This is a genomic window from Weizmannia sp. WK01, assembly GCF_025905465.1.
Classification (GTDB): domain Bacteria; phylum Bacillota; class Bacilli; order Bacillales; family Bacillaceae_C; genus Weizmannia; species Weizmannia faecalis.
Map to the genome: position 1 here is coordinate 2977249 of NZ_CP109616.1, position 20453 is coordinate 2997701.

A 20453-nucleotide genomic window follows, 5' to 3' on the forward strand; every position below is an offset into this window, starting at 1 on the left:
CTGCTCATCATGATGCATCATTTCTATTATACACGATTGCACCTTCCGTTTTCCCTAAAAATATGATGAGAAAACCAGGGCCTAGTGTGGGGAGGTGCGACAATTTTAACCATGTACGGAAAGTTTATTTAGAGCGTCCCTATGTTAAGATAGACGCAATTTTTCATGCCCCTCCTTCACTTAGAACGCATCTACTTTAAGATAGATGCAGATTTTCACGTGCTTCCTTAACATAGAACGTCCCTATGTTAAGATAGACACGATTTTTCATGCTCTTCCTTCACTTAAAACGCATCTACGTTAAGATAGACGCTGGTTTTCACGTGCTTCCTTTACTTAGAACGCATCTATGTTAAGATAGACATGATTTTTCTCCAGCTTCCTTAACATAGAGCGTCCCTATGTTAAGATAGACACAATTTTTCATGCCCCGCCTTCACTTAGAACGCATCTACTTTAAGATAGATGCAGACTTTCACGTGCTTCCTTAACATAGAACACCTCTACGTTAAAATATGCCCCGCCGTCCTCTTCCTTCACTTCAATGCCCATGCCGCAACAAAGGCGGCATGGGCAAATTAGTTTCGACTATATAAAGTAAACTTGGACCCCAGCACGTTTTTTTGCAGCTCGGCGGTCATTCGAACAATATCCGGATCCGGTCTAACGATGGATTTTGCCTGTTGATTGTGGATGGCATATACCGGTTTCGCCTCCGATTGTGCCTGCGTCATCTCCCACTTCTCTCCCTTTTTTTCCAAAGTGAGACTGATCACACCGAGATGACTCCCCCACTTGCCGGGCATTACTGCTGGCACGCCATTGATTGTCCCTTTCCGGATATCGACGCCGGGGACGCCGGCAAAAAATTCGCTTGGGAACACCCTATGCTGATGCCCAAACAGAATGGCATCGATCCCTTTTACCTCGCTTAATAAATATACGGCATCGCCTGTATAAAACGGTTGTTTCGCAGCCGGATCCACACCACAATGGGCAAGCGCGATGATCAGGTCGGCTCCTTCCGCCTTCATTCGCGGGACAAACCAGGCAGCCGTATGCAGGATGTCCTTTGCTTTGACTTTGCCGCCAAGGCTCGGTTTTTCCCATTCAATGACTGAAGGCGTAACAAATCCGATGACCCCGATTTTCAGATGATGATGGTGCCCGCTCCGGTCTTCCACTTTTTTATCCAGAATCACATAGGGTTTGAAAAAATTTTGGTCATCTGTATCATTTTTTTCGAAATTATAGTATATATTGGCATTTACAAACGGAAACTTTGCTCCATTGATCGTCTGTTTCAAAAAATCAAGTCCGTAATGAAAATCATGATTGCCCACGGTCGCTGCGTCGTAATTTAAATGATTCATCACGCGGATAAACGGATGAATTTCCCCTTTTTTTAACGGGCGCCGGGCAACATAAGCAGCCATTTCGTTCCCTTCAAGTAAGTCCCCATCATCAAACAGCATCGTATTTTTTGCCGTCTTCCTCTCCGCTGCAATGAGTGAAGCCGTAAGAGCAAGACCATAAGTCTCCGCCTCAGTGCGAGCGGCATAATCATAATTCAGCATATAGCCGTGCAAATCCGATGTCTCCAGCAAACGCAAGTCGACAGTGGCCCGTTTCGATTGAAACCAAAAAGCCGCATCCGCATGTTCCGTCCGGGGAAAAAGAGCGAGGGACAGTACCGCTACCCACAGTAGCATTTTTTTGTCCATCTTTATCCCTCCAAAAAATCAATACATGCTGCTGTGAATAGTTTGTGCCCTAGGGCGCTCATTATTTCAGTCCAACCGGTAACAATCCTTGGAAAGAGAGGCACAATTTTTCCCGACAAAAATCTGTACCGCTCCAAAATCAAAGCCGATCAAGGTAAGCATTTCTTCTGGCGACACATCAAGAAGGAGTTCAACTTATACGGATGAAGTTTTCACACCGAGTCCAAGCGCCAATTTGCATCATGACTCCAGTAGGCAACAGAGCTAGCATAATTTGATGGAAATGTAAAAAACTACCGACGTTCTTTACTCGCAAACAAAAAAGGCGCGCTGCCTCTATTCCGGCAGTGCACCTTTTTTAACTTCATCGCTCATCTTAAGATTCCGTTACATATTTGTGATCTTTGGAATCGTGCCCGCCACCGCTGATTTCGGCAAGGTACGCTTCTGCTTTTTCTTTATCATATTTTCCTTCCCATTTTGACACAATAATGGTTGCAAGCGTATTGCCAACGACATTGCAGGCTGTTCTTGCCATATCCAGAATACGGTCAATGCCAGCAATAAATGCTAAGCCTTCAAGCGGAATCCCGACCGTCCCCAGCGTCGCCAAAAGGACAACGAATGAAACTCCTGGAACACCGGCGATGCCTTTTGATGTAACCATCAGCACAAGCACCAGCGAAATTTGCGCACCGATGGACATGTGAATCCCGTACATTTGCGCAATAAACAGCGCCGCCAGCGACTGGTACAAGGTCGAGCCGTCCAGGTTGAATGAGTACCCGGTCGGAATCACCAGTGTAGTGATCGATTTCGGGCAACCGAATTTTTCCATTTTCTCCATGAGCCTTGGCAGCACCGCTTCCGAGCTTGCAGTGGAATAAGCAAGGATCAATTCGTCTTTCAGGATTTTGAAGAGATTGAAAATATTTACACGGAAAAGCCAGGCAATCAGGCCAAGCACGACAACCACAAAGAAAATAATCGTGCCGTAAACCGTGAAAACAAGTTTGCTTAGCGGAATCAATGACTTGAGGCCGAATTGTGTAACGGTTACACCAATCAGGCCGAATACACCAATTGGAGCCACTTTCATGACCAAATTAGTGACATAAAACATTGCTTCACTGACACCCTGGAAAAAGCGGAGCACCGGTTTTCCTTTTTCCCCGATGGCTGCCACCCCAATCCCGAACATGACAGAGAAGAAAATGATCGGAAGCATATTCCCTTGTGAAAGGGATTCAAACAAGTTCGTCGGCACGATACTTAAAATCGTATCGACTATGCCATTGTGTTGCGTCTCTTTTGTTGTTTCCACATAGCTGCTGATCGATGTTTTTGCCAATGAGCCCATATCCACCCCTGTCCCCGGATGAAACAAGTTTCCGGCCAGCAGTCCTACTACAATCGCGATGGTCGTGACAATTTCAAAATAAATCAATGCTTTCAGGCCAAGCTTTCCAACCTGTTTCATATCGCCTGCGCCGGCAACACCGACAATCAAGCTTGAAACGACAATCGGAATCACAATCATTTTAATCAAGCGCAAAAAGAAGTCGCCAAACGGCTGGAGAATATGGGCCACGGTGTCATTGCCGTGGAAAATGCCGCCAATCGCAATACCTAGTATCAGGCCGATAAAAATCTGCCAGGCTAAGCTCACTCTTTTCATGAAGTTTCCCTCCCAGATGCCAATATTTTTCAAAAAGCGCAGTACGCAAGCTGCATACCGGATTGTTTGTAAAACTCAAATCGCAAGTCCTGCCAGTTTCCGGCTTTACCCCGAAAACCAAATTTGTGAATTAAAAAAACCACGAAAGAGAGAAATTCCTTCGCAGCATTTTTGCTTAAAAGGCGTGTCCAAAAAACACACACAGTTCTCTCCAGACGCTTACGAGGTTAGCTGACGGATTAGGGAATAAAGAGTTTCCCTACCTTTCATTGAAAGGTTTCACCCCTGGTGCATAAAACACCTGTTGGTTCCCCCGTTTACATAAACATGTAATTGAGCGATGATATGAAGTTTTTAAAAAATAAAAAAACAACTCATCCTTCTTCAATGTTTTAGCGTCCTTTGTCATTATATAATATTTTACTCAACTTTCGCACCTAGAAAATCATAATAAATTCAGTGCTGGCTAATGTCTATTACGTCTCAGATACAGCACTTGACAGTAAAATTAATATATGAAAAAACACCTCTACTTTTGGTATAGTTGATTTATCGAAAATCACTACCAAATAGAAGAGGTGTCTCCTACTATGATAGCGAAAAACAGCCTGAATAATCAACTACCAAATGAAATAAAATCAACATTTAAAGAGTTGAATATGTTGAAACACTTGCGAATCGCCGGTATTACGAAGTCCTTTGGTTTTTCTTGTGCCTACATTTTTCAATTGATTTTTTGTATGATCTTTGAAAACAAAAACTGGTTCAGGATGTTGGAAAGTAAGAAAGCTACAGACATTCCAGCCAAAGATACCGTTTATCGGTTTCTCAACCAATCAACGTTCAACTGGCGTCGTTTCCTCCTTTCACTGGTTGCCTCAGTGATTGGAAAAGTTTCGAAATTGACACGTCATGACCGTCCGAAAGTATTGATTTTAGATGATTCATCTTATGACCGGAACCGAAGCAAACACGTTGAGCTTCTGGCTCGCTGCTTTGATCATGCATCTCAAAAAATGCGTTTTTACAAAGGATTCCGCATGTTGACATTAGGATGGTCTGATGGCGCAACATTCCTACCCGTTGACTTCTCATTATTGAGTTCGAAAAAGAGCCAGATCAACGGCATATCCGAAAATATCGATAAACGCAGCTCCGGTTATAAGCGCCGAAAAGAAGCATTACAAACGGCACCAGAACAGATTCCTGGCATGATTGCCCGGGCGATGAATTCTGGTATCGATGCTTCCTATGTTCTAATGGATTCGTGGTTCACCCAACAACCTCTCATCAAGGAGATTACAGAACAAGGTCTTGACGTAATTGGTATGGTCAAAAAATTAAAACAACGCTATTTTGTCGATGGTAAGCGTGTTAGCCTAGATGAATTGTATCGTCTAGCTAAACCGACTAGTGGAAAGAAAGGAATCTTGCGTTCCATCCATACAACGCAGGCCAATGGCGTGCCAATTAAAGTTGTCTTTGTTCGCAACCGCAACAAGAAAAGCGACTGGTTGGCGATTTTGAGTACAGACTGTACACTGAGTGACCAGGAAATCATCCGTATTTACGGGATGCGTTGGGATATTGAGGTTTTCTTCAAAACAACAAAGTCCCTATTAAAACTACAAAAGGAATTCCAGAGTCGTTCATATGACGCGCTTATCAGCCACACGACCATTGTGTTTGCAAGGTATATTGTCTTGTCATGGCAAAACCGTTGCAGTGTAGATGACAGAACATTAGGTGGCATGTTTTATGAATTATGTGATGAAATAGATGACCTTGATTGGGCTGTTGCATTGCAGCAGTTAGTCGAGATTCTTGAAGATACTCTGGATAAAAGTAATAAGAAAATTCAACAACTGATCAAAAGTCAACTACAACAATGGATTGCGGGTCTGCCGAATTATATCAAGGTATACCTACCTGTTTCAGTCTGCGAAAGTTGAGTATTTTAATATAATATAGCAAATAAATTTTTTATAGGGAGGGCTCGGACGCAATCGTGTTGCATATCCGGCAATTCGGTATTTGTAAAACTTTACTTGAAGCGGCGAATGAGTGAAAAAATGAGAAGACACTCTATCACCTAAATGTACACAGCTAAATGAACATCTAGAGAGTGTTCTTCTCATGGATTATGAAAGGAATCTTATTGACCGGAAATAGCATTCCACTCCTCAATTTGTTAAAATAAAACCAGTTGATACTTTGTGAAAAGGGGTACATTATGACACTTTTTTATTTTGTGCGCCATGGCCAGACAGAATGGAATGCCGACCGGAACAGATATTGCGGGAGAAGCGATATCGGTTTGTCGCAGACCGGCGTGCGGCAGGCGGAACTGGCGGCAGGGTTTTTAAAGGACATTCCGTTTAATGCTGTTTATGCATCCACATTGGGCCGGGCTACCCGTACGGCAGAAATTCTCGTTGAGGGGCGGAATTTGAAAATCCATCAAGATCCACGTCTTGTCGAAACGGACTTCGGTGCCTGGGAGGGAGAACGCCAGGAAGATTTTTCCGTTAAATATGCGGATAATTGGGAGGCCTGGCTAAAAGATCCGGGTGCGACACATGCAGGTTATACGGGGGAAACGGCCATTCAGGTCTATAACCGTGTCCGTGCCTGTATCGATGAGCTGGTGGAGAAACATCCGGAAGAAACTGTCCTTGTTGTTGCCCACAGCATGGCAATCCGCTTTTTCGTCGCCGGAACCCTTGAAGTCCCGTATAAAAATTACCGGATGATCCCACAAGACAATACTGGAATTACGATTTATAAAGAGACACCGGAAAACGCCGGATTTCTGGCCATTAATCTTAATACGCACTTATCTTCCATAAAAAATTGAGAGTTGCACCTATGCTGTAGAACCCTGCCCATGCCGGTTGAACAATGGAACCGCATGGGCAGAGGCTATATTGGGGCTGGGGCATTTTGAACGTAAGCTACAATGCTTTTTTATAATTGATTTCCTCTAAACCTGGGATAAGGTTGGTGGACATGAACGTCATGTAAAGGAAAACAGGGAATGTCGATTTTATAAAGGCATGGAACTGTCCTGCCTGCTTGAAGGGGTTACGAACCGTGGACTTGATAAAGAGACTGACCGCTTATCCGGACTTATCTTTGCCCGCATAAGCCGGTTCAACGTATAGAGAAGGTAGCATCCCCCATTTGCGACAGAGGCATCCTTCTATATATTGAGGCAAAGCCAGAATGGAATTCGTTCAGCAAACCTTTTGCGTGCCAGTATGGGACTAGCGTCGTTAACGGTGTTATGGAAGGGTGGGTAAATAGACCCGTCATTTTAATGAAAGCGTTTACAATTTAAAAAGGGGTTAAAACAGCATCGTTTTCATGCTAAACTGGAAGGGAGACTGTAAAAAAAGAGCCTGGAGACCATATTACTCTTACTTTGAATTTGGGAATAGTAAGTAAGAATTATGAGAAAATAGGGGGGTATTTTTTGCTGAAGCATCTATTTTCTTTGTGTCTCCGGCTCTTTGTCAACTTTTTGTACAGATGCTCATCAACAAAATAATTTCTATACACTTATATTATACACAATTATTTTGGAAGTCAACCATCTTTTTTGATTTTTTTTAAGGAGCAGTAGCAATGGCCGATCATGGGAATGAAAACATGGAAAACGTTAAAGAAATATTCGCAGCCCGATTGAAAAAAGTGCGGACAGCTCAAGGCTACAGCCAGCCTGAACTTGCGAAAAAAGTCGGGGTAAGCGACCGGAACATTTCGAACTACGAAACTGGATACAGTTTTCCTTCTATTAAGGTGCTATACCGAATTTCGCAAGTGTTGAAAGTTTCAATTGATTATCTTTTGGGCCTTACCAACCATGCCGGCCTGAAGACAAATGAAGCGGTCAGTAATCCGGAAAAGAAACTGCTTGAAACGTTGAGCCATGAGCCGGATTTATACCAAATGATGCTGAAAGATCCTGAGAAAATGGCAAACCGGATTTATCAGACTTGGAATTTGATCAGGGAACTGGACGACGAGGATGACAGAAATACATAATCGGGGGCTGCTGAATAAGGAAAGCCCTGGTCCCGGTTCCAGGAACTATAAAAACAAGAGTTACTTTACAAAAAGGGTTTGTCACTGGTATCTGCGCGTTCAGCGCCACTTTTCGGGTCTAAGGTTGATGGAAGGAACAAAGAAGGCGGCATCAACCAGATTTGCGGCTGAGCGAACCAGATACAAGGCTTTGTCTGGTTTGCTCAGCAAGTATTCATTAGGGAGCGACTTGATGATCCTAGGGATCGCAAATACAGCAAACGATTTCAATCCACGCCCCCATGTAGGGAGCGACGGGTGAAGGTTGACGATCTATACATATTGGAGGAGATTTCAATCCACGCCCCCATGTAGGGAGCGACCTGCAAACTATGGGGATGTTTCCGCGTATTTAAAGATTTCAATCCACGCCCCCATGTAGGGAGCGACTACAAGCGTGGACGGGGTGGAGCATGGAGGAATGATTTCAATCCACGCCCCCATGTAGGGAGCGACAAAGTGGGAAAGATTAAGGCTCCCTGCCATTGCAATTTCAATCCACGCCCCCATGTAGGGAGCGACTAATGCTGGATAGCTGTATCCAGGTCCTCCGGCAATTTCAATCCACGCCCCCATGTAGGGAGCGACGTGCACCATATTGAAGCACTCAAGGATGCACCGATTTCAATCCACGCCCCCATGTAGGGAGCGACCCAGTATTCAGTCAGTCCCGTGCATTCAAACAGATTTCAATCCACGCCCCCATGTAGGGAGCGACCCACTCATCCCATACTTTATCCCTGATCGTTTGGATTTCAATCCACGCCCCCATGTAGGGAGCGACAGCCCTGTAAATTGTCTGACGTTAACTGTTCCAATTTCAATCCACGCCCCCATGTAGGGAGCGACACCGCCCATTTGCCAACGTGCTTTCCGCTTGATATTTCAATCCACGCCCCCATGTAGGGAGCGACGTTGACGAGTGAAATTCATTTGTATTTGTCGGCGATTTCAATCCACGCCCCCATGTAGGGAGCGACAGCGGAATTTGGTCAAAAAGGCGAATGTACGTTTTTAAAACAACCAAATTTCGCCATTTCCTCTGATAAACAAAGGACTATTTTTCCACATTTAACCAATATATGTAAAATATTGGTTAGCATATTGGTGCGAACACACGGGAAAATCGTGTGCACTACACCTTCGCACTAAAAGATCAAGGGGTCTTCTAAATCCAAAGATGGTTTTGCCCCGATATGCATTACTTTATTTTTATAGTTGTTTCCCAACTGATAAAATCTCAGGCTATCTTCATCTGGGTCAATAATATTAGACAGTTCAATCTTCAAAGAGGCAAATTGTGTTGCATCAACGAAACACTCAAAAACGGAATTCTGGACACGCTGGCCATAGTTTTGACAAACTTTCGCTACTTTTCTTAACCTCTTCTGCCCTGCTCCGGTCAAAGTACTCACATCATAAGTAATGACAACAAGCAAAATTTTCCACCTACTTCCACAGAAAAGGAGGATACTCATCTAAATCTCCTCTTAAAAACCGGGCCAACAACAGAGCTTGTGCATGGGGAACCAGTCCCCATGAAATCTTTTCTCCAAGAAACGGATGAGTAATCTTTTCCTGTTTTTTATTTTGCCAGGCTTTTAGAAACTTTTTTCTTGCTTCATCTGTCATAATGACGGTTCCATTTTCCTTTTTTAAAAAATCATCTTTATTGATTACCTTGGTATTGATTAATGAAAGTACAAAACGGTCCGCATACACACCTCTTAATTCTTCCATTAAGTCCAGAGCAAGTGAAACCCTGCCCGGTCTGTCTTGGTGCATAAATCCAACATAGGCATCAAGACCTACTCCTTCCAGTGCGGAAGCTGTGTCATTTGCCAGTAATGTATAAGCAAAGGACAACATGGCGTTCACGTTATCCAAAGGCGGCCGGCGTGAACGGTGATGAAAGAAAAAATCATCTTTTTGCTGTAGAATCATTTGGTCAAATAATTTATTGTAATTGATGGCAGCCTGTCCTTCTAACCCCCTCAATGTTTCTAAACTATCGCATAGTCTGACCTGTTTGATAATGGCGGATAAAAACCGGGAAACATCCTTAAATTGCGTAACATCAATACGCAACGGATAATCTCTTGTCATTCTTTCAAGAATCCATTTTTGGTTGTATATCTTCCCGATAATAAAATTCCTGGCAATTTGAACCGAAGCGATTTCATCATCTGAGATACGGTATTGTTTTTTTCGCAAAACAACATTTCCCCTGCTTTTACCAATTACTCTGGCAAGAAAGCGGCCATTCATTGTAAAGAAAATGAGAGAAATATTCCTTTCGGCGCAATACCCCATTAAGGCAGGGCTGGCCCCTGTATAGCCAAAAGCAACGACCGATTCCAAATTGTGCAGTGGCAGTCGCCCCAATTGTTCCTTCTCTTTTAAAAGCACAATATTGTCTCCATCCAAGGATAAATAAACTTCCGGCTGCGTAATAAATAAAGTGTTCAGGAGTTTTTTCACTCATTTATCTTCCCTTCTATATAACTGGAAACAGCACGTTTACGAATGATATTCGGCAAACAAATATTCTGGAGGGAACATTGGTTGCAGAAGGGGCCGGTTTTTACTTTTGGCGTATAACGGCGTTGATAGTAATCTTGCATCTCAGCAGCAATCTTTCTAACTTTATTTTTTTCATCCAAGGTTATCGGAATTTCAATCCGGCGTTTGATTTCGTTATAAAAAATATAGCCCTTGTTAACCTCACATAGAAGCATTTCCTCAAGACACATCGCCTGCGCAACAAGCTGTAAAATATCCGAATCATTCTTTTTCGGTTTGCCGCGTTTGTATTCAACCGGATAAGGAATATATTTTCCTTCATTCCCATAAATTTCAACGCCATTCTTATCCTTCACAAATTCAACAACATCACATATTCCAGTCAATTTCAATTCATTTGATTTAATTGGCATTGCCCGGACAATTAATTTACTACCTCGCTTTTCACGGATAAAGGGGCTATCCGTTTTTTGATGGATATTTTGCCCCTCAACCGTTCTTACATTTTCTTCCCACGCTTGCTCTATATGAATCAATGCCCATTGCCGCTTGCAAAATTGAAAATGTTGAATACCCGACAACATTAAGTATTCATCTTCATCAAATGCCATCGATGACGTCAACCTTTAAACCGCTCAATTCATTTAAAGTAATTTCATAGTCCTCAAACGTTTTAGGATTATCCACAAGTGGTGTAACAGCTAATGACCGATGCACTTTCGCCGACGAATACTGGCCCAATTTGGACTGGTGTTCCCACCAATATACTTTTTTGACTTCCATGCTCCCTTCAGGACGTGCAGAAGAAGCATCATTTTCAAATAACGTGACCAAGGCCTGCTTAATTTTCTCGGCATCCTCATTTGAAAATCCTGTTTTTTCGGCCAACTGTGGATTGATACTTCCATAAAATACATAGACACCAAAGTCTACGCGGTGTTTCATTCCCATAGTGTCGGAACCCCGGTCTTTACCAGGCTCAGAGTTTACACTTTTGGTAATTTGCATGCTTGTAATATCAATTGGGGATACACTGGTAGCAGTATGGATTGAAACAGGGCCTCTTACCCCTACAGATACACCTTTATTGCCGGATCCTTTAAATGCAAATACTTGGCCGAAACTGCGGACATCAATCCACTCTTGGCATGCGATAGCAGCAAAAGTTTCACCTGATCCGTCTTTGGACTTAAAAATCTTATTCAATTCCGGATTCGCATCCGCCCGTTCTTTTAAACTGTTGTACGAATCATTTTTTCGATCGTTTGATTGCACAAAAATTGATTCGCCCATGTCTTGTAGACGGTTTCTGATTTTGCGTTTAATCGCAACATCAGAAATTTCCCCGTAACCATCATAATTTTGGCGCGGGCGGTTTCCGTTCAACGGATCTCCATTGGGATTAGCTTTTGTAACAGACAACACAACGGCAAAATCAATCTTATGATCTAAAGCTGGCATAATTAGTCCCCTCTCAATCTTTTATTCTTTAGTTTGTCCAACAGTACTGGTATCTTTCTTCTGATATAAATCATAGCGCTGGCTATAAAAGCCAAGCAAAAACTTACCCGATAAAGGCCTGTCATTAAAATCTTCATATTTAAGTTTAGAAGCGACTTCATCTATTAACATGGCGTAGTACGTCCCTTTTTTCCCCAGACGGACTTGATATGGCTGCAAACTGGCCTGAATCGTTCCCCAAGTTCGTGCAGGATGCTGTGAAAATGCATTCATATATCGGATGGCATTGGTAGCACGATTTTCGCCGGAATCCAAAGCATTTCGTTCGAGTACATCCGCAATTGCGAGCAACCTTCCGAATAAATAATCGCGGTTGGTATTTTCTTTATCAAGTGCCAAATTATATCCCTCCTCTTTATTAATAAGTGCACAAGCAATGCTTAATGTTTTTTCCCATTCCCATTTTTCCAAAGCGACCGGATTAGATGCACGCCGAAGGGCACTTCTGACAATATCTGTTGGGATTCTTCTCCCTTCCACAATACACGGAAGCATTCTTTCCATTAAGCCCTTTACAACTTTATCACTTGCATTTGGACCATACGCTGCGAACGCGATATCTTTCGTCGAAGGTGCACCGAAAAATGAAATCGGTTGGTTGTCCTCATTTTTTCGATAACGGTGGAGCCAGGCACAAGTTGTATGCCATTTTACTAAATTTTTAAAATAAATCTCTTTATTTAAATTTCGATAATAAAGGACAGCCATTCTTCCGGTTGTTGCCGAATCTAAAACCAAAATATTAATACTGGCTTCAGTCGAAAGATTGCTTTTATATCCATCCATTGCCTTAGAAAATTCACGTGCAAATTCCTGGTTTGTAAAAGCTATTTTTGGATTGCTCCCATTTGCAAAAGGATCAAGACTGGTAATGTCATATGAATCTTCGGTGACCGACGGCACTTCATTTCCGCCGTTTTCCCATACAAGAAATACTCTGTTATCGATTATTTTTCCCTGCTTGTTGATCAACCATTTCAGCGCATTATGAGCTTTTTGCGATGCTTTATAACTAATACTTGCCACTTGTTTGCTTTCAGTAAATCTTCCTCTGTACGTAAACCCTCTTGAGTCATTCGCAGATATCAGTTTGGCTTTATCTCCGGAATTTCTGATTTTATTAGCATGCCTCTCTGTGCTTGGCAAAAATTCACCCGTTACATAACAAAGATCCCGGTCACTTAAATGTTGATTGTAAAATTTTATAAATGATTCGTACATTTCCGGATCTTTCCATACTTTGGTCAGGATTTTTTCAGGCGAATAAACAGTAAACCTTACAAAAGTGCTCTCAACACTCCCTGTAACTGTTGAATATAATGGAGGCTTATCACCATACTTACTGTCCCATTTATCAATTAACTGCCCGTTGTTATCCAAAAACAAAATTCCCGCTTCTACAAGATCGTGGATTAACTGTTTCTTTTTTAAATATGCATAGATACTCTGCACTTTCGCATTACTAAACGGAGAATTTGCCCACTCACCTAATTGTTGAATATAATAAGAGAAAGGCTCTTCTATTTTTCCTCCATAAGCCACAAAGTCGCCGGCTACATAAATCAATTTATCATGCAATGGGTAAGGAGCTATTTTTTTACCGGCACGGCTGGATGATTCTTCTGTGCACGGGATTAATGTAACCGCATCCTTTTTATCATTAATTACCTCCGCATAATAAAAATTTCCATCCTCCGTTACCTGCACTTCTAAATGTGCAGTTTGTGTGGTATGTGAAACCGGAAGAAGCGTGTACTCCTGATCATTTCTTTTCTTTTCAATTTTCCCGACCTGCTCTTCATTCGCTTGATAAGTCTCATATAAGTTTAGTAACCAGCTCACTCACAATTCCCCTCCCCTCTCTAGTTCTTTTAAAAGCACATCGGCAGACTCCACATTATCCTTGGTAAAGGCTTTCATTTCCATTTCTGCAACTCTTCTCACCAGTTTACACTCGTCCGGCCGGATAAAATGAATCACGCCGTTTTTCATAACAGGGTTCCACAATCTGACTTCCATTTCATTACGGCCGGTTTCATCTGGATAATTTATGCCGTGAACCATTGTTCCAAAATACACTTCTTCTGTTTGGTCATAGTAACCCTCACCTTCCTCGAATACACAGGGTTCCACATAACCCTGGCACTCCCGGGCGCCAAGGAAAATGTCTCTTCTTCCGCCAGCTTTCAAGGATCGTTTCAGAATATTATGATGCTTATGTTCGTTACGATCAAATGCCAAATCCGGCCTGTGTGGGTTAAAGATGAAATGAGCCCTCACTTTGTAACGCACATCACGCAAATATGTGTAATTTGCCAGTGTATTGCCGCCGTTGTATTCAATCGGCCTGACACCCTTAGACTCCATCTTGATAGGATTCATCACACGCAAATCATCAATTATCATTAGAATAGTAGGTTTCCAGTAGATCGATTCGACTATCCCCTTTAGCGCTTGGTAGGTCGGTATTTGGTAGGATAATTTTTCACCTCCCATTTTTGTCAACGGATCAGTAAACAAAGCATATTTGCCATATACCTCAAATTCAATAGAATTCCTCATTTTTCCCCTCCTCTCATTTTTTGGCTGTTTTGATAAATTCAGTATACAATGTGCCTTTTTTTAAGTCAATAATTAATTATATATTATATGAAAAAATTTTTCTTTCCCTTTTTGTGTTATGATAATATAGTCGCTGGTAAAGCGCGGATTGAAATATATATTATATGATTTAAAAACCTATCTGTTATGATAGGTTTTTAAATTGACAAAAAATCCAATTCGCTGTCATTCTCCACATTCAAACCGAATTCATGATCATATGCACCTTCTTTGAGAGCCAATATTTTACCGTCAAACAAACTTATGATTCCGCCATTTCTTTCAAGCTTTCCAAGTTCCTGGCTGTAAAGGTTAATAGTGTACTGTTGTGCCTTTTTCATGAGTTTGCTGAGATCTTCAATGGTTGCGTTGCTGCTTAATTCGGCTATTACGTCATTTCCTTTCCCAAATGGAACAATAACGGAAGTTGTCTTATCATCTATCACACGAAATTTTTCTGCAGCTGTATAAAAACTGCTGCTTAAGAACAAGGGATACTTCTTTTTCGTATTACTGCAATAAGCCCTCACATAACTATAGTTGTTGGGATCAGTTGTTAACATTTCCACCATATTCTTCTGAAGAGACGGAACATTGTAATCTAAATTTGCATCAAACGCTGTATAAAACTCTTTAAAATATTTTTCCATTGCTTGGATAGACAGAACATTTCCATTATAGATAGATGGTGTATTTTTTAAATCGATAAAAATTCGCTTTGAAGTCTCTTTTCCCTTTTTTATTTCCGGAAGCCTGCTTAAATTTTCTTCTTCATGGTTGATCACATATACAAAACCGGTCTCTTTCTCTCCATGCCGATTGCAACGTCCTGCCGCCTGTGCAATTGAATCCAGACCGGCTAAGGAACGGATGACACACTCGAAGCTCACATCAACACCCGCCTCAATTAATTGGGTGCTTACACATATTACTTTTTTACCGGCATCCAGACAGTGCCTTACCTCTTCTAAAATTTGATTACGGTGGGCTGCACACATAGACGTACTTAAATGGAAAATGTTGATATTATTATCGTTTGAATTTAAATGTTCATATAATTTTTTTACAACACCCTTGGTATTCAATATAACCAGAACACTGGAAACCTCCGTCATTCTTTTCTCAATAAAGTTTGCAAGCTTTTCGGTGTTAAAGGTTTCATCAGTTGCCCTGTCAACAATTTCAACTCTTTTAAAGGCGTCTATTACGTTATCCAGACCACGGATAATCTCCGGATTTGGGCTGACCTGTAATTGATGTTCAACATAATTTAATGCCGGCTGGGTTGCCGTACAAAGCAGAATGCTGGAATGGCAATATGTTTTTAAAAAATTTAGTGCTTCATTGAATAAGGAAATGCAAGGCACCGGAACTTTTTGCACTTCATCAAAGATTAGCACCGCTTCACTCATATTGTGAAGGCGTCTAATATTTCTACTTCCCTTCGCATAAAATACATTTAAAAATTGCACCATCGTGGTAAAAATGATCGGAACATCCCAATTATCCTTTGCAAGTTTCAGTCTTTGCTGCACACTCATTATTCCGTCCTGTTGTTCATCATTCTCATCAGCATCTTCGACGACATTTGAATGATGCTCAAGAATATTTACATCGTCTTGCAAAACTTTCCGCACTTCCTCAGCATTTTGTTCGATAATTGTTGTAAAAGGCACGATATAAATGATACGCTTTTTGTTATAAAGTTGGGCATGTTTTAATGCGTATCGCAGGCTGGCAAAAGTTTTTCCTCCTCCTGTCGGGATCGAAAGCGTATAAATACCAGACGGTTTCTCGGCAAAGGCATCGCATTGCTCGGACATTTCGGATCTTAATCGATTGATACGGGCATTAGCGCTCGAGTTTTCCTTATAACTGTCTAAAGTAAGTAACAGTTTTTCATAGTATTGATTAAACAACTTTGAAACCGAAAATTGTTCTTTTTCTGGTTTATTTTCCTCAAACAATCTCGTATTCGTCCGGTCAGCATCAATTAATGCACTGAAAATATACTTCGTTAAAAACATCATCTTATGTGTGAGCGTTTTCGATGCGTCTTTCATAATAAAGTTCTTCAATTCAATTTCAGCCTGATTTACATAACTGGAAAAGCGTGTTGGGCTCATGACTTTTTCAAAGAAATTTTCTTTTGCCGTTTCAAATTCGTCAATTTCCTTACTATCAACTCTGTTTAAATACTTTAGGTCCATTTCCGGGCTGATAAAATCCTGCAAATAAGAATGGTGAGAAATGATTGCATTACCCACAATTTCAGCTAATAATGCTTTATGAGGGCTGGCTTTTCCTGAATGGAACATTTTGAATAAAAGCTTTCCTCCGGCGGTAGAATGGTCTACGCTTCCTCTTTTTGGCGGATGATCAGGGTTGTTTACCGCTTCCAAAACATAATTGCGGAATGCACTTGTATATTTCCCCAGATCGTGAAGCAGAGCAGCAAGCCCGGTTATGTGCTTCACACCAATCTTTTCTCCATAAGTTTCAGCTAATTCCTTTGCTGCCAATAAGTGTTCTTCAACTGTCTGTACCTTCTTGTCGCTTTCCCGAATATGCGCAATGTACTCCATGATTTTCCTCCTTTCATCCTCCATTATATAACAATAATCGGAATTACTTTTTGAATAAAAATAAAAATTTCCATTTATTAACCGCCCCTCCCATCCCAAAAACCCCCCGCAGCCAAATAACCGCGGGGGGTTTTCTTACATATCGGTCGCCACCAGGCTGGGAAAGCTCCAACCAGGTATGCGCAAATTCTCTTTTATACACCCAGCCATCTCCCGGGGAAGGGAAAGCCTCGCAATCGGGAGGCCTGAAGCATCCTTGCTGAAAGCTGCGAAAACTTTGTTTAGGGCGTCAGCAAAGGCTTCCCGTAATCGGGAAACCTGAAGCATCCTTGCTATCCTTGCTGAAAGTCCCGAAGTTTCAATTCTCGGCCAGCTGCTTTTAATTTTCAAAAATGCCGATCTTTGAATGTTCAAAGCCTCCTTACATACCGGTCCCCACCAGGCCGTAAATGCAAACGCATCAGCATTTTCTTTACATGCCTAGCAGTTCTTTAATTTCCTCTTCATTCAGGCTGTTCAGCATGGTTTCGCCCGGCTGGATGACTTGTTCGATCAGTTCTTTCTTTTTCTGCTGGAGTTCGTATATTTTTTCCTCGATGGTGCCGCGGGCGATCAGGCGGATGACCTGGACAACGTTTTTCTGGCCGATGCGGTGGGCGCGGCCGGCTGCCTGTTCTTCAACAGCCGGGTTCCACCACAAATCATACAGCACAACAGTATCGGCGCCGGTCAGGTTTAAGCCGGTACCACCGGCCTTGAGCGAAATCAAAAAGACATTTTTCTCGCCGCTGTTAAACCGGTCTGCCATTTCGACCCGCTCCCGTGACGGCGTCTGGCCATCAAGATAAAAAGAATCGATGCCCTCGTCAGAAAGCCGCGTCCGGATCATCTGGAGCATGCTGGAAAACTGCGAAAAAATCAGCAGCCGCTTCCCGTTTTCAATCGCCGTATGCGCCAATTCAACGAGCTGCTCAAGTTTCCCGGAGTCGCCCCGGTAATTTTCCACAAACAGCGACGGATGGCAGCACAATTGGCGCAGACGGGTAAGCCCCGCCAGAATCTTAATCCGGTTCCGGTTAAAATCCCCTTCAGCCAGCGTTTGGGCTGTTTCATGCCGGATTCTGTCCAAATACGCCAGATAAAGCTCTTTTTGCGGTTTCGTCAGCTCGGACAAATGATTGGTTTCAATTTTATCCGGCAGCTCCTTCAATACATCTTTTTTGACGCGCCGCAGAATAAACGGCCGCACCATCCGCGAAATTTTTTCCTGCTCCATTTTCCGGAATTCAGGCAGCGGCGGGAAAAAGCCCGGGAGAACCGCCTGAAAAATCGACCATAGCTCATCAATGGAATTTTCAATTGGCGTGCCGCTCAACGCAAATCTTCTCCCCGCCTGCACATTCCGGACGGCGGCGGCTGTTTTTGTCGCATAGTTTTTAATCGCCTGGGCCTCATCCAAAATCAAAGTATCGAATTCAATCTTTTCGTACTCCTCGATATCCTGGCGCAGCGTCGGGTACGAGGTGATCAACACATCCGGCAGCTCGCCCGCTTCAAAAAAGGCTTTCCGCTCGGAAGGCGTGCCGGCAATAACCATCGACGACAGCCCCGGTGCAAATTTTTCAATCTCGCTTTTCCAATTGTAAATAAGGGATGCCGGCGCCACAACCAAAAACGGCTTGATATCCGGATTCGCTTCTTTTTCTGATAACATGTAAGAGATGCTCTGCAATGTTTTCCCGAGCCCCATGTCATCAGCCAGAATCCCGCCAAGACGGTAAAAGGCGAGCGACTTGAACCATTGAAACCCGGTCACCTGATAATCACGCATCTTTGCCTCAAGCCCTTTTGGCAGTTCGAAATCCGTATCTTCCGGATTTTTCAGCTGCTGGACGAGCTTCCGGAACGCTTTGCCGAATTTAACAGCATATTTATCACGCGTCTTCATCAGCTCTTCCACCTGGAGCCCGCGGTAAAGCGGAACTTTCAGGCGGTTGTCTTCAAGCTCTTTCTTCGGGACATGCAGTTCTTCGAGAAGCTGCCCGATATGTTCGAATGCATCGCTTTCAAGGGAGACAAAAGCCCCGTCCGGTAGCCGGTAATACCGTTTTTTCTCGATTACGGACCGGAGCACATTGCGGATTTCTTCTTCATCAATCCCATCCATGTCAAAATTGACTTCCAGAAAATTTCCGCTCGTATCCATATCCACCGATGTAACCGGCGTGTAGCGGCTCGTCTGGAAATACGATTTGATGCCGCCTGCAATATACACTTCCACTTCTTCTTCAAGCTGCGGTAGAATCGTAAAAATAAATTCGTACAGCGCTTCTTCATCGTCTTCCAAATACAGCTGTTTGCCGTTATATTTGAGCGGCGACTGCTCGATCATCATCATGATTTTCTGCTCTTTTTCCACATCGCGTAGCAAAATCTTATCATCATCCGGCGTTTCTTCGTCCGTAAACGGATCAATGACACGGGATCCGTAATGATGTTCAATCCGCAGCGTAATCTTTTCGTCTTCGTTGTCCATAAAAATTTTCGTTTGCAGTTTTGGCTGGACGATTTTCCCTTTGATTTCATTTGCGAGCCTTACTTTGCCGATCCGCTTTAGGCCCGGCAGCACATTGGAAAGGAACGGGCTCATCTGCTCTTGCTGGACCTCTACTTCATCGCCACTTTTCTTGTAAAAATCTTCAAGTGCCGCTAAAAGGGTAAGCTGGTCCGGGGACAGCTCATAAAATCCCCCTTTGTAAAATGCAAGCCCGTATTGTTCAAATAAAAGCAAATCCTTTAAGCTCTTCAGCTGCAGTAAAAAGCCCGGACCGTCTTGCCTATTGCCGTCAAGCCGGAAAGAAAGCGGTAGTTCTTCTTCCTGATGCAAGACAATCGAATCTGCCGCGTAACGTTCATATTTGAATTTGCATTTGCGGTTTGCCAGTTTCTTTATAAGTGGCCTTGCGATAAACGGCGGAATGACCAGTTCCCGCTCCAATGCAAATCTGTACCAACGATCCATGGAAGCCTCGTACAATTGCTGGGTGGACAGCATATAAAGCAGCATCTCCACAATTTCCTTATCTTCTTCTTCGAACGCATGTTCATCCGGATCATAAATGAAGTTTTTTGTAAATGCATGCGGGTTCCCGCGGCTGACATTGCCGAGGAAATCTTTTATGTCGCGGACCACATATGTCCGGCCGGGCCCGATTTTAATTTCAATGGTTAAAAAGTGGTCAGAGCCAAAGCCGGAAACGTTCGTAGCTTTTAAAAAATATTCAAGACGGAGTGGCTTTCTCGCGGCATTGTGTTTTGTTTCCATCATGCTTTGTTGAAGGCCGGAAAAAATATTCATCAATTGTAAAGTTTTCATATGCTGGTGCGTCTCCGAAACATCGCCAATATTCGGTTCTGCCGCCTCTTCCTCCCCATTTGCAATCGCAAGCATGGCCGCTACTTCATGCTTGCACTCGCCGTATTGTTCATGTGCCGGGCATGTACATACGTTTGAAAATTCCCCGAATTCTTCGTCATAGTAAATAGTGACGTAATAGGTTTTGGACCCTTTTACGATTGCCGTCCAGGTGGAGTCTTTATTAAAAATCAATTTTTTGACCCGGCCCTGCATATAATAACTCATTCCCCGATGGAAAATAGCAGGGGAATACATCATCTCGACATCTTCTTCGAAAAGCAAATAATCAACCAATTCAGATCATCCTGTTCGTATTT

13 protein-coding genes, 1 CRISPR repeat array and 1 riboswitch are annotated in these 20453 nt (G+C 42.8%); of the genes, 3 read left to right on the forward strand and 10 right to left on the reverse strand.

The window, feature by feature from the left end; genetic code table 11:
* Window positions 1–578 precede the first annotated feature (578 nt).
* Both OF158_RS14285 and OF158_RS14290 read right to left on the reverse strand, forming a co-directional pair.
* A complete protein-coding gene (locus tag OF158_RS14285) occupies window positions 579–1724 on the reverse strand; it encodes a metallophosphoesterase (RefSeq protein WP_026684954.1) in 1146 nt (381 codons plus the stop codon).
* Window positions 1725–2100: 376 nt separating this feature from the next.
* Window positions 2101–3402, reverse strand: coding sequence for a cation:dicarboxylate symporter family transporter (locus tag OF158_RS14290; protein WP_026684953.1), 1302 nt, complete (start codon window positions 3400–3402; stop codon window positions 2101–2103).
* 202 nt (window positions 3403–3604) lie between these two features.
* Window positions 3605–3752: riboswitch (cyclic di-AMP (ydaO/yuaA leader) on the reverse strand.
* 240 nt (window positions 3753–3992) lie between these two features.
* Between OF158_RS14290 and OF158_RS14295 the strand changes: the two genes are divergently transcribed.
* The 3 genes from OF158_RS14295 to OF158_RS14305 all read left to right on the forward strand — a co-directional run bounded on the left by OF158_RS14295 (window position 3993) and on the right by OF158_RS14305 (window position 7449).
* Window positions 3993–5354 (forward strand): IS4 family transposase, encoded by a 1362-nt coding sequence (locus OF158_RS14295; RefSeq protein ID WP_043052472.1) that lies wholly within the window; start codon window positions 3993–3995, stop codon window positions 5352–5354.
* Window positions 5355–5635: 281 nt separating this feature from the next.
* Window positions 5636–6259: a histidine phosphatase family protein gene (locus OF158_RS14300; RefSeq protein ID WP_035183678.1), complete on the forward strand. Its 624-nt coding sequence runs from the start codon at window positions 5636–5638 to the stop codon at window positions 6257–6259.
* A 770-nt stretch (window positions 6260–7029) separates the two neighbouring features.
* Window positions 7030–7449 carry a helix-turn-helix domain-containing protein gene (locus OF158_RS14305; RefSeq protein WP_035183676.1) on the forward strand — a complete coding sequence of 140 codons (420 nt, stop codon included), beginning with the start codon at window positions 7030–7032 and terminating at the stop codon, window positions 7447–7449.
* Window positions 7450–7646: 197 nt separating this feature from the next.
* Window positions 7647–8468: direct repeats of the CRISPR family, unit length 32 nt; unit sequence ATTTCAATCCACGCCCCCATGTAGGGAGCGAC.
* Between the two features lie 168 nt (window positions 8469–8636).
* Here the strand turns inward: OF158_RS14305 and cas2 are convergent.
* From cas2 to OF158_RS14345, 8 genes are all read right to left on the reverse strand, one after another.
* Window positions 8637–8927 (reverse strand): CRISPR-associated endonuclease Cas2, encoded by a 291-nt coding sequence (cas2, locus tag OF158_RS14310; RefSeq protein ID WP_026684595.1) that lies wholly within the window; start codon window positions 8925–8927, stop codon window positions 8637–8639.
* A 10-nt stretch (window positions 8928–8937) separates the two neighbouring features.
* Window positions 8938–9969 (reverse strand): type I-C CRISPR-associated endonuclease Cas1c, encoded by a 1032-nt coding sequence (cas1c, locus tag OF158_RS14315; protein ID WP_026684594.1) that lies wholly within the window; start codon window positions 9967–9969, stop codon window positions 8938–8940.
* Window positions 9966–10622 carry a CRISPR-associated protein Cas4 gene (gene cas4 / locus OF158_RS14320; RefSeq protein ID WP_026684593.1) on the reverse strand — a complete coding sequence of 219 codons (657 nt, stop codon included), beginning with the start codon at window positions 10620–10622 and terminating at the stop codon, window positions 9966–9968. Before cas4 ends, cas1c begins: the two co-directional genes overlap by 4 nt.
* Entirely contained in the window at window positions 10612–11472 is an 861-nt protein-coding gene (gene cas7c / locus OF158_RS14325; RefSeq protein ID WP_035183668.1) for a type I-C CRISPR-associated protein Cas7/Csd2, read from the reverse strand. Before cas7c ends, cas4 begins: the two co-directional genes overlap by 11 nt.
* Before the next feature lie 21 nt (window positions 11473–11493).
* Entirely contained in the window at window positions 11494–13374 is a 1881-nt protein-coding gene (gene cas8c, locus OF158_RS14330; protein WP_035183665.1) for a type I-C CRISPR-associated protein Cas8c/Csd1, read from the reverse strand.
* Window positions 13375–14094 (reverse strand): type I-C CRISPR-associated protein Cas5c, encoded by a 720-nt coding sequence (gene cas5c, locus OF158_RS14335; RefSeq protein ID WP_035183662.1) that lies wholly within the window; start codon window positions 14092–14094, stop codon window positions 13375–13377.
* Between the two features lie 197 nt (window positions 14095–14291).
* On the reverse strand, window positions 14292–16718 hold the full coding sequence (locus OF158_RS14340; RefSeq protein ID WP_026684589.1) for a CRISPR-associated helicase/endonuclease Cas3: 2427 nt from the start codon (window positions 16716–16718) through the stop codon (window positions 14292–14294).
* Between the two features lie 472 nt (window positions 16719–17190).
* Window positions 17191–20430 carry a DEAD/DEAH box helicase gene (locus OF158_RS14345; protein ID WP_035183658.1) on the reverse strand — a complete coding sequence of 1080 codons (3240 nt, stop codon included), beginning with the start codon at window positions 20428–20430 and terminating at the stop codon, window positions 17191–17193.
* Window positions 20431–20453 lie beyond the last annotated feature (23 nt).

What these genes read in the sequence shown, in the direction of transcription:
- OF158_RS14285 (WP_026684954.1), bottom strand. Translation starts at nt 1,724, where the DNA reads ATGGACAAAAAAATGCTACTGTGGGTAGCGGTACTGTCCCTCGCTCTT.
- OF158_RS14290 (WP_026684953.1), bottom strand. Translation starts at nt 3,402, where the DNA reads ATGAAAAGAGTGAGCTTAGCCTGGCAGATTTTTATCGGCCTGATACTA.
- OF158_RS14295 (WP_043052472.1), top strand. Translation starts at nt 3,993, where the DNA reads ATGATAGCGAAAAACAGCCTGAATAATCAACTACCAAATGAAATAAAA.
- OF158_RS14300 (WP_035183678.1), top strand. Translation starts at nt 5,636, where the DNA reads ATGACACTTTTTTATTTTGTGCGCCATGGCCAGACAGAATGGAATGCC.
- OF158_RS14305 (WP_035183676.1), top strand. Translation starts at nt 7,030, where the DNA reads ATGGCCGATCATGGGAATGAAAACATGGAAAACGTTAAAGAAATATTC.
- cas4 (WP_026684593.1), bottom strand. Translation starts at nt 10,622, where the DNA reads ATGGCATTTGATGAAGATGAATACTTAATGTTGTCGGGTATTCAACAT.
- cas7c (WP_035183668.1), bottom strand. Translation starts at nt 11,472, where the DNA reads ATGCCAGCTTTAGATCATAAGATTGATTTTGCCGTTGTGTTGTCTGTT.
- cas5c (WP_035183662.1), bottom strand. Translation starts at nt 14,094, where the DNA reads ATGAGGAATTCTATTGAATTTGAGGTATATGGCAAATATGCTTTGTTT.
- OF158_RS14340 (WP_026684589.1), bottom strand. Translation starts at nt 16,718, where the DNA reads ATGGAGTACATTGCGCATATTCGGGAAAGCGACAAGAAGGTACAGACA.